At 44.4% G+C, this 13,635-nt stretch carries 11 protein-coding genes and 1 pseudogene; 3 read left to right on the plus strand and 9 right to left on the minus strand.

Going from position 1 to position 13,635, the window contains the following annotated elements; genetic code table 11:
- Nucleotides 1–284: 284 nt before the first annotated feature.
- Nucleotides 285–1,076, plus strand: coding sequence for a histidine phosphatase family protein (locus CC90_RS0107065; RefSeq protein ID WP_031390093.1), 792 nt, complete (start codon nucleotides 285–287; stop codon nucleotides 1,074–1,076).
- Between the two features lie 52 nt (nucleotides 1,077–1,128).
- Here CC90_RS0107065 and leuD read toward each other — a convergent pair.
- Nucleotides 1,129–1,616, minus strand: a pseudogene (gene leuD, locus CC90_RS22195) (3-isopropylmalate dehydratase small subunit).
- Between the two features lie 55 nt (nucleotides 1,617–1,671).
- Nucleotides 1,672–2,937, minus strand: a complete 1,266-nt coding sequence (gene leuC, locus CC90_RS0107075; RefSeq protein WP_031390094.1) for a 3-isopropylmalate dehydratase large subunit — start codon at nucleotides 2,935–2,937, stop codon at nucleotides 1,672–1,674.
- A gap of 374 nt (nucleotides 2,938–3,311) precedes the next feature.
- Here leuC and CC90_RS0107080 point away from each other — a divergent pair, with 374 nt between their 5' ends.
- Nucleotides 3,312–4,229 (plus strand): LysR family transcriptional regulator, encoded by a 918-nt coding sequence (locus CC90_RS0107080; protein WP_031390095.1) that lies wholly within the window; start codon nucleotides 3,312–3,314, stop codon nucleotides 4,227–4,229.
- 39 nt (nucleotides 4,230–4,268) lie between these two features.
- Here the strand turns inward: CC90_RS0107080 and ilvC are convergent, their stop codons facing one another.
- The 5 genes from ilvC to CC90_RS0107105 form a co-directional block, all read right to left on the minus strand.
- Nucleotides 4,269–5,288 carry a ketol-acid reductoisomerase gene (gene ilvC, locus CC90_RS0107085; RefSeq protein WP_031390096.1) on the minus strand — a complete coding sequence of 340 codons (1,020 nt, stop codon included), beginning with the start codon at nucleotides 5,286–5,288 and terminating at the stop codon, nucleotides 4,269–4,271.
- A gap of 81 nt (nucleotides 5,289–5,369) precedes the next feature.
- Complete coding sequence (gene ilvN / locus CC90_RS0107090; protein ID WP_031390097.1) at nucleotides 5,370–5,873, minus strand: acetolactate synthase small subunit; 504 nt, start codon at nucleotides 5,871–5,873, stop codon at nucleotides 5,370–5,372.
- 133 nt (nucleotides 5,874–6,006) lie between these two features.
- A complete protein-coding gene (gene ilvN, locus CC90_RS0107095; RefSeq protein ID WP_031390098.1) occupies nucleotides 6,007–6,495 on the minus strand; it encodes an acetolactate synthase small subunit in 489 nt (162 codons plus the stop codon).
- Between the two features lie 5 nt (nucleotides 6,496–6,500).
- Complete coding sequence (gene ilvB, locus CC90_RS0107100; protein WP_031390099.1) at nucleotides 6,501–8,123, minus strand: biosynthetic-type acetolactate synthase large subunit; 1,623 nt, start codon at nucleotides 8,121–8,123, stop codon at nucleotides 6,501–6,503.
- A gap of 75 nt (nucleotides 8,124–8,198) precedes the next feature.
- A complete protein-coding gene (locus CC90_RS0107105) occupies nucleotides 8,199–10,673 on the minus strand; it encodes a homocysteine S-methyltransferase family protein (protein WP_031390100.1) in 2,475 nt (824 codons plus the stop codon).
- 216 nt (nucleotides 10,674–10,889) lie between these two features.
- On the opposite strand from CC90_RS0107105, the gene CC90_RS0107110 reads away from it, so the two are divergent.
- A complete protein-coding gene (locus tag CC90_RS0107110; protein WP_132038518.1) occupies nucleotides 10,890–11,396 on the plus strand; it encodes a hypothetical protein in 507 nt (168 codons plus the stop codon).
- 93 nt (nucleotides 11,397–11,489) lie between these two features.
- Here CC90_RS0107110 and amrS read toward each other — a convergent pair whose 3' ends face one another.
- Together amrS and amrA are read right to left on the minus strand one after the other, a co-directional pair.
- Nucleotides 11,490–12,317, minus strand: coding sequence for an AmmeMemoRadiSam system radical SAM enzyme (amrS, locus tag CC90_RS0107115; protein WP_031390102.1), 828 nt, complete (start codon nucleotides 12,315–12,317; stop codon nucleotides 11,490–11,492).
- On the minus strand, nucleotides 12,314–13,627 hold the full coding sequence (amrA, locus tag CC90_RS0107120) for an AmmeMemoRadiSam system protein A (protein WP_031390103.1): 1,314 nt from the start codon (nucleotides 13,625–13,627) through the stop codon (nucleotides 12,314–12,316). The genes amrS and amrA overlap by 4 nt, the downstream gene beginning before the upstream one ends.
- Between the last annotated feature and the right edge of the window lie 8 nt (nucleotides 13,628–13,635).

Consider the following 13,635-nt stretch of genomic DNA (forward strand, 5'->3'; position numbering starts at 1 on the left):
TATTGATTGGAATATTGGAAGAATCGGGGGATGTTATATCATAGGAAAAAGGTTGTTATGACAGCACACTAAGAGTTTATCTCCCCTTGTTGCCTTTGTATAATTGTAGTATAATGCCATTGACTAACAGGGCGGTATAAGGGCTCTGATTCAGATACACCCTTTACCGTACTTGTAAATATAAGGTTACTATTTACAGCTTTGCTGTTCATAGCGACAATATAAATGGTCATCGCAATACAACTACACTAATATTTCTACTAACATACGAAAGGATGAATGTAATGAAAATTATTTTTATCAGACATGGAGATCCCGATTATGCGAACGATACCTTGACGCAAAAGGGCTGGAGAGAAGCAAAACTTCTTGCAAAGAGAGTAAGCGGCTGGAACGTAAAGGACTTTTACTGCTCTCCTTTGGGACGGGCACAGGATACTGCTTCTTGCAGTTTAAATATCATGAATAGGCAGTCTGTTACTTATGATTGGCTTAGGGAGTTTTATTATCCGATTACCGATCCTACTACCGGGAGATACGGTGTTCCTTGGGACTTCATGCCTTCTTACTGGACGGCGGAGCCGTTGTTTTATGATAAAGATCGTTGGCATGAAGCGGATGTTCTTAAGAGCAATAACGAGCTGAAGCCTGCATTCGATGAGGTATGCAGCGGTCTCGACAGTATATTGGCAAAGTACGGTTATGTGAGGGACGGTATGATATATCGCACCGGAATAACAAAAGAGGAAACCGGTGTTTCTTCTCTTACTCCCGATTCTGGAAAAGATGCCGGTACAGCTAAACTCTTGAAGCCTTACAGCGATGATACCATCGTTATTTTCTGTCATCTGGGCGTTACCTTTGCGATGATGTCACATCTGTTAGGAATCGCTCCTGCTTTATTATGGCAGAATTTTTTCATCGCACCTACTTCGGTTACTGTTCTCGTTTCGGAAGAAAGGGTACCCGGTGAAGCGTATTTCCGCGGTCAGGTAGTAGGGGATACCTCGCATCTGCGCGATGGTAACGAGCCGATTTCACAGGCGGGATATTTTGCGGAGCCGTTTCAGCTATAAAAAAACCGGCATCTTGCTGCGATGCTGCAGGCGGGATGCCGGTTTCAAAGTTCTATCTATTATTGATATAATTAATCAACCCTTCCGCAGCAATGATCTTCTGCATGAACTCAGGAAAAGCCTGACCTTGGAACTTTGTTCCCTTCGTCAGATTAGTAATGACTCCGGTATCGAAGTTTACTTCCACTTCGTCTCCCGCTTCAATTCCCTTGGATGCCTCGGGGCACTCAATAATGGGAAGTCCAATGTTGATTGCATTGCGGTAAAAAATTCTCGCAAAGGTCTCTGCGATTACACAGCTTATTCCAGCCGCCTTTATCGCTATCGGAGCATGTTCCCTGGAGGAACCGCAGCCGAAGTTTTTGTCCGCTACGATAATATCTCCTTTTTTATATTCTTAATAAAATCCTTGTCGATATCCTCCATGCAGTGGGTTGCAAGCTCTGCCGGATCGGAAGAGTTCAGATATCTTGCCGGAATGATAACGTCTGTATCCACATTGTCCCCATATTTAAAAACTGTTCCTTTTGCTGATTTCATATATTCCTCCATTCTGCTCTTTGGCAGCTTTTTAATCTTCTATCGGTAATTTTTCTTACTGCAAGCGGCAGGGATAGGAAATCTTACCTTCAATTGCACTGGCTGCCGCCACTGCCGGGCTCGCCAGATAGATTTCCGACTTTACATGTCCCATACGGCCTACGAAATTACGATTCGTAGTGGAAACACACCGCTCGCCCTCTGCAAGGATTCCCATATAGCCGCCAAGGCAAGGACCGCAGGTAGGAGTGCTGACAACTGCTCCGGCCTCAATAAAGGTCTTTAAAAGTCCTTCCTCCATAGCCTGCATATATATTGCCTGCGTAGCAGGAATAATGATACAGCGCATTCCCTTTTTCACATGTCTTCCCTCGAACACCTCCGCTGCAATGCGCAGGTCATCTAATCGTCCGTTGGTGCAAGAGCCGATAACCACCTGATCGATTGCAATGTCTTCTTTGATATCGTCGATAGTCTTCGTGTTTTCCGGAAGATGAGGAAATGCAATGGTAGGCCTTAAAGCACTTAAATCGATGGTATATTCTTCATCATAAACCGCATCCTCATCCGCTTCATAAACGGTGTACGGCTTTTTGGAATGTTCTTTGATATATGTGATTGCCAAATCATCCACGGGGAAGATTCCATTCTTACCACCCGCTTCGATTGCCATATTCGCAATCGTAAATCTGTCGTCCATAGAAAGATTTGCAATTCCCTCTCCTGTAAATTCCATAGATTTATAAAGAGCACCGTCCACGCCAATCATCCCGATAATATGTAAGATAACATCCTTGCCGCTGACCCACTTGGACATCTTGCCTACCACATTGAACTTGATTGCTGAAGGCACCTTAAACCACGCTTTTCCGGTGGCCATACCTGCAGCCATATCCGTACTTCCCACACCTGTGGAAAATGCACCAAGTGCACCGTAGGTACACGTATGGGAGTCCGCTCCGATAATAACATCTCCGGCAACCGTAAGGCCTTTTTCCGGCAAAAGAGCATGCTCGATTCCCATTTCCCCTACTTCAAAATAATTTGTAATGTCGTTGCGATATGCGAATTCCCGCACACATTTACAATGTTCCGCCGACTTAATATCTTTGTTAGGTACGAAATGATCCGGCACCAGAGCAATTTTATCCTTGTCAAACACACCGTTCACTTTCATTTTTTCCATTTCTTTAATCGCAACAGGACTCGTGATATCGTTGCCGAGCACCAAATCCAAATCTGCCTCTATCAATTGCCCCGCTTCCACTTTATCGAGTCCGGCATGTGCTGCCAGAATCTTCTGGGTCATTGTCATTCCCATCGTCTCATTCCTCCTAATAATAGTCTAAATCGCCGATTCTCCATACCGTTTTTTATACCCGGACGGAGAATCATTATAATGATTCTACCACGAATATACTATTTTGAAAAATATTATATATTCATAGTTTCTATAACTTGTGGTTATGCTATCGCAATGCTATAATTACTAATATCTATTCTCTTTTATTTTACATCCGGAATACATATATCTGATCCGGACATGACCTACGACCATATTATGTACGTAATCTGTAAATTCACGGTTTCTTCCAAATAAAATGAAGTTAATTGAAGAAACCGGCAATTGAAATAATTTCATGCACAATTAAGAATACTAATGCCAGAAAATAAGGAAAGGTACTACCGTATATTATGGAACAAAATCTCAATTTATATCAAATATTTTATGAAGTAGCCAATTGCCGCAACTTCTCAGTTGCTGCCAAAAAAATATATATCAGCCAGCCCGCTATCAGCAAATCTATCTCTAAGCTGGAGGAATGCCTAAATGTAACACTCTTTCACCGTTCCTCCCGGGGTGTGACCTTAACGAGTGAAGGTGAAATGCTTTATAAGCACGTAGAAAATGCCATGCTCGCTCTGCGTTCCGGTGAGGAAATGCTGCGTTCCTCCACCTCACAGGGTATCAGTCACCTTTCCATCGGAGTCAGCACCACGCTCTGCAAATATATTCTTCTTCCTCTTTTGAAGGATTTTATTGCAGGAAATCCCAATATAAAAATTACGATTTCCTGCCAGTCTACCTTCGAAACGATTTCCGATTTAAAAAGCGGAGCAATAGATATCGGACTCGTAGGAATTCCTCCCAAAGAAATTTCGGATTCATCTGCGGTCTCCTATCTTCCCGTCAAAACGATAGAAGATATTTTCGTTGCTACGGATAATTATTTAGCTCCATACTCGTATAAAAATAAAGGAGATTCACATGAAAATGAAAATTTTTTCAAAGAAGCTTCTTTTATTATGCTGGATAAAGAGAACATATCGAGAAAGCATGCAGATACCTTTTTATCCGAGCACCAGCTTACTCTTAAGAATATTATCGAGGTAAACAATATGGATCTGTCCATTGAATTTGCCAGAGCCGGACTAGGTATCGCCTGCGTCATCGGAGATTTTGTAAAAGAAGATTTAAAAAATGGAACCTTACGCGAATTAAAGCTGGGGCGTAAGGTTCCAAAACGTCAAATCGGCTTCGCTTATCCTTCCAAAATACCGATGACAAGTGCTATGAATACATTAATTCAATACTATCAGGTGCTCTTGTAAGGATAAATCCAGCCATTTATTCTATTAATAATTTATCAATTAATTATTGATCAGCTTGTTGCTTTCATTATTCCAGCTATACAGCTTGCGGATATCCTTACCTACTGTCTCTGCGGGATGCTCAGCAGCTAATTTTCTCATAGCCTTGAAGTGTGCCTGTCCGCCTGCCTGAGACATATCCAGTAAGAAATCCTTAGCAAAGGTTCCGTCCTGAATATCGGAGAGGATTTTCTTCATAGCCTTTTTTGTATCTTCCGTAATAATCTTAGGACCCGTAATATAATCACCGTATTCCGCCGTATTGGAGATGGAATATCTCATTCCTTCAAAGCCGGACTGATAAATAAGGTCTACGATCAGCTTCATTTCATGGATACATTCGAAATAAGCGTTTCTTTCATCATATCCTGCTTCTATCAAAGTCTCAAAACCTGCCTGCATCAGAGCGCATACGCCGCCGCAGAGAACTGCCTGCTCGCCGAAAAGGTCTGTTTCCGTTTCCGTTCTGAAAGTTGTCTCGAGAACGCCTGCTCTTGCGCCGCCGATTGCCAAAGCATAAGCTAATGCCATATCCAGAGCTTTTCCCGTAGCATCCTGATGTACTGCTACCAGGCAAGGAACGCCTTTGCCTTCCTGATATTCACTTCTTACCGTATGTCCCGGTCCCTTAGGTGCAATCATCGTAACATCTACATCCTTAGGAGCAACGATTTGTCCGAAATGGATATTGAAGCCGTGTGCGAACATAAGCATGTTGCCCGCCTCCAGGTTAGGCTCGATGGAATCTTTATACATCCGGGCCTGAAGCTCATCATTGATGAGAATCATGATAATATCCGCTTTTTTAGCAGCTTCGGCTGCCGTATATACCTGAAAACCCTGAGCTTCTGCCTTTGCCCAGGATTTTGAACCTTCATAAAGGCCGATAATGACATTGCATCCCGATTCTTTCGCATTGAGTGCGTGTGCATGTCCTTGGCTGCCATAACCGATAACAGCAATTGTTTTTCCATCCAGCATGGAAAGGTTACAATCTTCCTGATAATAGATATTTGCCATTTCTTTTTCCTCCACTAAATTAATATTGTTATTTTATAACTGAAAGGGTTATTCCCTAAGAGCTAACACATTGTGAGTGTTTTAATCTCCTAAATAAGTAACGTTATGAGTACCTCTTCCCAAACCGGTAATACCCGTTTTGGCCAGCTCCAGAATCTCATAGCCGTCCAACAGGCTGATAAATGCTTCTATCTTCGACTGTGCACCCGTTAATTCGATAATCAGGCTTTCTGCAGCAACATCGATAATCTTCGCCCTGAATACATCCGCTACCGCGATAATTGCCTGACGTTCCTTAACGGCCGCTTTTACCTTAATCAACACCAGCTCTCTATATACGCTGTCGTCGGGCTCCAGCACTTTAATATCCCTGATGTCTACTAATTTCGCTACCTGCTTTTCTATCTGGTCCAGTATCTCATCGTCTCCCGATGCCACAATCGTAATTCTTGTAAATCTCGGATCGGCGGTAACTCCCGCCGTAATGCTTTCGATATTATAGCCCCGTCTGGAAAACAAGCCTGATATTCTGCTCAAAACGCCGGCAGTATTATCCACCAGAAGCTGGAATACTTTCTTACGCATGGAACTCCTCCATTCTCAATTGTCACGTTCGACATTTATTTTAGCAACACTAGTAATAAAAGTCAACAAGAATGCTTTAATTCTCTAAGACTTTAATTCGCTGAATTGCATTATCTCACGATTTCCGGCCCGTTCAGTTCTCCATATCCTTACATTTCTGGAGCGCCAAAGTGCCCGTTCTGGCAACCTCTACAATACTGATAGATTGCAGCATACTGATAAACAGCTGTATCCTCTCCGGCACGTCACACACCTGGATGATCATCATGTTCTTGGACATATCTACGATCTGAGCCTTCATAATATCACAGTTCTCCATAATATCGCGGCGATTGTTCTTATTGTACTTTATCTTGATCAGCATAAGTTCCCTGCTGATACTGGCACTCTCATCGAAGGTCTTAACCTTAATGACATCCAGCTTCTTATTCAACTGTTTTTCTATCTGCTCAATAGTCCTCTCATCGCCGCTGCTCACTATAGTCATGCAGGATACTGCGGAATCGTCGGTTTCTCCTACTGCGAGAGAGTCGATATTAAAGCATCTTCTGGAAAAAAGTCCCGCCACCTTACAGAGAACGCCCGATCGGTTTTCTACTAATACGGAATATATTTTTTTCATCTCACTCATCCTCCTATTACCAAATCCATCGGATTTATCAGGCATTCTAACAGCATGGACTTATCCTCTTTTAAGAACTGATCGATAACCTCATCTGCCTTCTCCATATTGTATAAGCGGAGAAAATCAATTTCATAAGCTGACGCCAGCTTCTCTAAGTCGGGACTGCCGGATAAATCGACTACGGAATACTTGTCTTTGTAGGTATAATGCTGGTATTCGCGCACCATCCCCAAGTAGTTGTTTTTCAGGACAATGATTTTAACCGGAACATCATGCTGCCTCATCGTCGCCAACTCCATCATGGACATCTGGAAGGAACCGTCACCGCATACCGCAATTACTTGCTTCTTTTCGTCCGCAAGCTTAGCGCCTATTGCCGCAGGGATGGAATATCCCATGGTTCCCATACCGCCGGAGGTCAGGAAACGGCCATTCTTTACGATATGATAGCTGCAGGACCAAATCTGGTTCTGCCCTACGTCCGCAACATAGATGCCGTCATCTTCCATCTTTCTCGAAAGCTTTACGATGAACTGGGCAGGATCTACGTAATCCTTATCAGGACTGCGCTTCACAGCCAGCGTTACCTTATATTCGTTAAGCGCCTTTACCCATTCCTCATGTTCACAGGATATTTCCTGAGCTCCAAGATCTCTGAAAATATGTCCCGCATCTCCTACGAGGGGAATATGTGAGCCTACATTCTTGCCAATTTCTACCGGATCCACGTCAATATGCACGAGAACCTTGTAATTCATTATCATATTCGGATGGCTGACAGCCCTGTCCGCCACTCTGGCACCTACCATAATCAGCAAATCCGATTCCTTCATGGCACGATTGGCGCAAGGTGCACCATTGTTTCCAACCATTCCGTAAAACATCGGGTGTTCGCTCGGCATAACACCGATTCCCATCATCGTGGAAACAACCGGAATATCGTATTTTTCTGAGAATTCACGAAGCTCTTTTTCCGCGCTGCTAAGAAGCACTCCTCCGCCAACGCAGATAAGAGGCTTCTTCGCTTTTTCAAGCTCCTTTGCCACCTTTTTGATTTGAACCATATTTCCCTTTACTGTAGGCTTGTAGGTTCTCATATTTACTTTTTCCGGATAGTTGAATTTCGCAATAACCTCGTTTTGTATATCGAGGGGAACGTCGATGAGCACCGGCCCTTTTCTTCCCGTATTCGCGATATAAAACGCCTCTTTGAATATACGGGGGATTTCATCGGCATCCTTAATGAGATAGCTGTATTTTACAAAGGATTCTACTGCCCCGGTTATATCTGCCTCTTGAAAAGCATCGCTTCCGATCAGATCGCTTTCCACCTGACCGGTAATACATATAAGCGGAATGCTGTCGGCAAAAGCCGTAGCGATTCCCGTAATAATATTGGTCGCCCCTGGGCCCGAGGTAACGACGCAGACGCCGGCCTCTCCCGTCACGCGCGCAAGTCCGTTCGCCGCATGAGCTGCGCTCTGTTCCGTACGAACGAGAACCGTGCGGATATCTGTATCCAGGATACTGTTAAAAAAAGGACAAATTGCTGCTCCCGGATAACCAAAAACTATCTTTACGCCTTCTTCCTCCAGACACTTTACCATTGCATCTGCACCAATCATATTTTATACCTCATCTTTCTATTCAATATTCTATTTACCGAATCAAATTATTATTTTAGAATTCTATAGCTAATATCAGCCCTCTATGTTCAGAATATGCTTCGTTAGTCTGACAGCATCCGCCGCATCCTTAGAATAGCCGTCAGCTCCTATTTCATCCGCATAGTCCTGAGTAATGACCGCTCCGCCGATAATGACCTTAGCAGTAACGCCCTGCGCTCTCGCATATGCGATGACTCGCCTCATTTCCTGCATCGTCGTCGTCATAAGGGCTGAAAGAGCTATGACACTGGCCTCATTCTCGATTGCTGCTTGAATAATTTTTTCCTTGGGTACGTCTTTCCCAAGGTCAATGACTCGGAAACCATAATTTTTCAGCATCAGCGCCACCAGATTCTTTCCGATGTCGTGGATATCGCCCTCTACTGTCGCTATGACGATTGCAGGCATCTCTTTGCTTCCACCGGCCTCTTTCAGCAGAGGCTCCAAATATTCGATAGCCGTCTTCATCGCTTCCGCGCTGGCGATTAGCTGGGGAAGGAAATATTTACCCTTATCGAAGAGGTCACCCACCTCGTTGATAGCAGGAAGGAGCGCATCGTTCAAAATTTCCTGAGGCTCCCTTCCTTCCTCTAACGCCGTTATGGTATATTCGGTGATTTTTTTCTTATTTCCTTTTAACACCGCTTCCCTTATCGTAATGAGTGTTTGGCACCCATTTATAATAGATGCTTCTGCATCCTTGCTCACTTTTACATTTTCCGCCCCCGAAGAGGGGACGCTCTCTGTCTCCAGTGCTTTCTTCTTCGCCTCTATGCCGCCTATCAACTCGATATAGCGGATATCAGCTTCCTCCTTGTTCAGAAGCAAATCGGAAGCGAAGGCGCTGCATACCAGCAATTCCTGTGAGGGGTTGGCAATCGCCATCGTAAGTCCATCCTTGATTGCCATCGTCAGAAAGGCTGTATTGACATATCCTCTCTGAGGAAGCCCGAAGGAAATATTGGATAATCCGCAAATGGTGGCATACCCGTTTTCTTTACAATAACGTATCGTCTCCAAAGTCTCCAAAGCTGCCCTTTTGTCGGCACCCACGGTAGCTACCAATCCGTCTACAACGATATCCTCTTTATCCATTCCCAGTTCTCTTGCCCGGAGTGCAATCTTTTCAATAATATCCTTTTTTTCTTCCAGACTTTTGGGGAGTCCCGCATCCGATAAGGGGAGCAGGATGAACATAGCTCCATACTTCCTTACAATCGGCAATAAATGATCGAATTTTATCTTCTCATAAGAGACGGAATTGATGAGTGCACGGCCGGGATAGCGCCTGAGTGCGGCTTCCAGTACATCGATATGGCTGGAATCGATGGACAGAGGAATGGAAGTCACTCCTGCCACCTCCTCCATAGCTTTTAACATGAGCTCCTTCTCATCCACTCCGCTCATTCCCATATTCACATCCAGAATGCCCGCCCCGCATGCCTCCTGCTCCTGCGCAAATTCAGCGACCATATCCATGTTTCCGGCTCTGAGCTGTTCCTGAAGCTTCTTTTTTCCCGTTGGATTGATGCGCTCGCCTACGACGATAAAATTATCGTCCAAACCAAATTCCACGGTCTGACGCTCCGAAGTCAGATAACGCTTCACGGGCCTCTGCCTCTTTACGAGATTCATATGAGAGGTACGTTCTCTCAGCTTATCTATATATTCCGGTGTCGTACCGCAGCAGCCGCCTAGAATCGATGCTCCGGCTTCCACCAGCTTCGCCATTCCTTCCGCAAAATCCTCACTGTTCATATCATAAACGGTATTGCCTTCCCTATCCAGATAAGGAAGACCGGCATTGGGCTTTGCAATAATCGGTATGGAGGTAACCTCCGCCATTGTTCTTATAATATCCACCATCTTGTCCGGTCCCGTGGAACAATTAGCTCCCACAGCATCCGCGCCGAGGCTTTGAAGTACGATCGCCGCCGTCTTGGCATCCGTTCCGTAAAGAGTCCTGCCGTCGGACTCGAAAGTCATGGTCACCATCACCGGTAAATCGCAGCTTTCCTTCGCAGCAATAAGGGCTGCCCGGCTCTCTTGCAGGCTCATCATCGTTTCTACTACCAGAAGGTCCACACCACCGCGCACGAGATAGCCTATCTGTTCTTTATATATATTGATCAAATCTTCGAAATCCATGGTTCCCATAGGCGAGAGCTGCTCTCCTGTCATGGTAAGGTCGGCTGCGACCAGACAGCGGCCTCCTGCCGCCTCCCTGGAAATCGCAACTAATTCCATGTTCATCGCTTCGATTTCCCTTTCCAGACCGTATTCCGTAAGCTTTACGGAATTGGCCGAGAAAGTAGGTGCATAAACAATATTGCTTCCTGCTTCTATAAATTCCTTCTGTAATGCAATCAGCGTATTTTTATTTTCCAAAATCCATTTTTCCGGGCAGACGCCCACCGGCATTCCTCTTTTTAACAAATTAGAGCCAGTAGCACCGTCCAGATAAATCGGATGTTCTTTTATAAAGCTTCTGAATTCACTCTTTGTCATATCTATAATCCTACTCCTCTCGGTAAATAAAATAGCCGTACAAAGATATGTTTAAAACACATGCTACCATAAATTTAAAAAAACTACAATATTTGATGTGTTGATTCTTGCCAACAAAAAGCATCTCGCACTTTTGATTGCTGAATAGTAACTTGCTTTCACTCACTATATATGGTAACTTATTTTATGGATATTGACATTTACGGAGGGGATAGCTTGAACAGAAAATTTATATATATATTTCTTTTTTCCTTTATTTTTCTTATGATTACCGGATGCGGCAGCAAGAAAGAATTGGAAGAATATAAAAATAATATGGATACCTTTTATTCGGATATTTCCGAATACGATATGATTATAAACTCTATAGATGCGAATTCAGAGACTTCCGTTCAGGAGCTATTATCTGCCTTGGACGGCATCGGAGAACGCTTTTCGTGGATGGCCTCACTTACCGTTCCCGAGGAGTTCTCTTCCATCGAAGCTCTTTCCGCGGAAGCAGATGAATCTATGGCAAACGCCGTCGCCCTTTATCATCAGGCGTTTGAAAGTGAGACCTTCGATTCTGATGCTGCAACTACCGCGAAGGAATATTACAATAAAGCCAACCAAAACGTTCTCGAAATTCTCTCCATTTTGCATGGAGATGTTCCTATCGGAAGCGATGCTCATTCCGATTCCGCCGGGGAGATAGACGGAGCCGAGCCCATTCCCGAAGAATAAAAGTGTAATAGTAGCCCTTTCCTAATTACAGGAAAAAATAGGACTGAGCCGGTTTATAAGAATCAAATATAAACCAGCTCAGTCCTATTGCATTTAACAATTCCCTTCGTACACATACTTCAAGTACTCTCTTGCCGTTTCGGCAAGAGCATAAACCGTTTCTACCCTGGTAGCCTCTTTATCCTGCATTTTCCACATTGGGAAAAAACGGGAAATGTGATAAGGTATGTTTTCGTCGATTGAGGCCAGCCATGCCGCGGCCTCTTTAAGTTCTCTCACATCGTCATTTTCGCCCGGTATTATAAGCGTCGTAACCTCCACATGGCTTTCCTTCGCCGCTCTTTCGATAAAAGCCTTTACCATGGACAAGCTTCCGCCTACCTTCTTATAAAAACCCTCGGTAAAGCCTTTTAAATCTATATTAAAAGCATCCGTATAGGGCAGAAGTTCCTCCAATATCTCAATCTCTGCACAGCCATTCGTAACAATTACATTCTTAAGCCCATTTTCCTTTGCCAGCTTCGCGCAGTCCCTCACATACTCATAACCGATAAGCGGCTCATTGTAGGTATAAGCAATTCCTATATTTCCTTTTGCGGCATAGGCAAGGGCTTCTTTCACAAGCGCCTCGGGCATCCGTATTCCATAGTCCGCCTCTTCCTCTTTCACCATGGAAATCCCGTGATTCTGGCAAAATCCACAGGATAAGTTACAGCCGTAGCTTCCCACGGAGAGTATTTTACTTCCGGGCAAAAAGCGCCTGAGAGGCTTTTTCTCGATGGGATCCAGGGCATATGAGGTGATTTTTCCATAATTCGTGCAGACGATTCTACCGTCTTCATTGCTTCTCGCTCCGCACAACCCTGTTTTTCCTTCTTCTATCGTACAATGGTGCATACACACCGGACAAACCGCTTTCAATAATGTCTCACCACCTCAAAACGCTCCAAAGAACATTTTCCTTCCCTGTAATCCTCTTCATCAATTCCTGCCTTCTTTAAAGAAATACTTATCTGTTCCTCCACCGTTTCTACCCCTTCCAGATTCGGAAGAAGAAGTCCTCTTCTGGCTCCCATCGATATGATCACGCCGTATTTTTTCACATCCAGTTCCTCTATGGATGTAACCGGTTCCGGGGCGGACAGAACATCTACCGTGCAAATAATATTGTCGAGTTCCGTCGCCTCCACTTGCGGGAACCTTGGGTCCCACAAGCCGGCATTTACCGCATTCCCAACTACTTCCTCCGCCACACAGTTTTTCGTTCCCTGTATGGTTCCTATACAGCCTCTTAAATTGCCATATTTCTTTAAAGAAACAAATGCTCCCGCCTTTTTCTTAAGCAGCTCTTCGGGCAATCCATCCGGTATCGGATAATTAACACCGTTTTTCAAATAATATTCCAAGGCCTTTCTGGCTAAAGATACATAGGCATCTTGAAAAGCAGCTACCGCATATCCAACTCCAAAAGGTCCTTCATAGGATAGAAGTTCCGCTTTAAGAGGCAGCCCGTCCATACAGCCCGCCATAATGGAAATAGAACGATGTCCGCATTCTCCCGCTTTCTCACAGAAATCTTCGGAAAATTCAAGAGCCTTGGACAAATTACCTTCCGCAAGTATCTCCGTAATTTTCCTGTCATATTCCGGTCCTTCTTTGGCATATTCATACGGTCCGCTATCCAATAAACGATGGGACAAGTCCCCGCTGGCAACAACGACAATCCGCCGCCCCGTTTTCTCTGCGGCTTCCCTTATCGTTTCTCCCAAGCGGTAGTGTTCGGATAATGGCAGACCGGATAAGCCGATTCTTACTATTTTAAACTTTTTAACGTATGCTTCCTTAATAAAACGAAGAGGAATCATCGTTGCGTGATCCAATGCCTCCTCTCTATCGCCCTGCGTTCCCGCCGGAATTTTATTACCGCGTGCTTCCTTTTCGATCTCTGCCACAAGCACCGCATCATAATCCGCTTCCAATACGATTTCGGGATAACCGTAATGCGAAAAGTTCCCTGACGTATGAACGCCGGGCGAAATATGAAAATAGTCTCCATACATGACAGAATGGGGCGAAATAATCACAATCGTCTCGGGCTGCATCATAGCGATTCTTTTTGCAACATCCTTGTATGAATCGATTGTCTTCTGTATCCTGAATTGTTCTCCATGCCCGATTTCCGGAAAAATAAGGGGCGGATGGGGAACTACGAATGCTCCTGCGATTGGCATAATATACC

The sequence above is a fragment of the Kineothrix alysoides genome (genome assembly GCF_000732725.1).
GTDB classification, from domain to species: domain Bacteria; phylum Bacillota; class Clostridia; order Lachnospirales; family Lachnospiraceae; genus Kineothrix; species Kineothrix alysoides.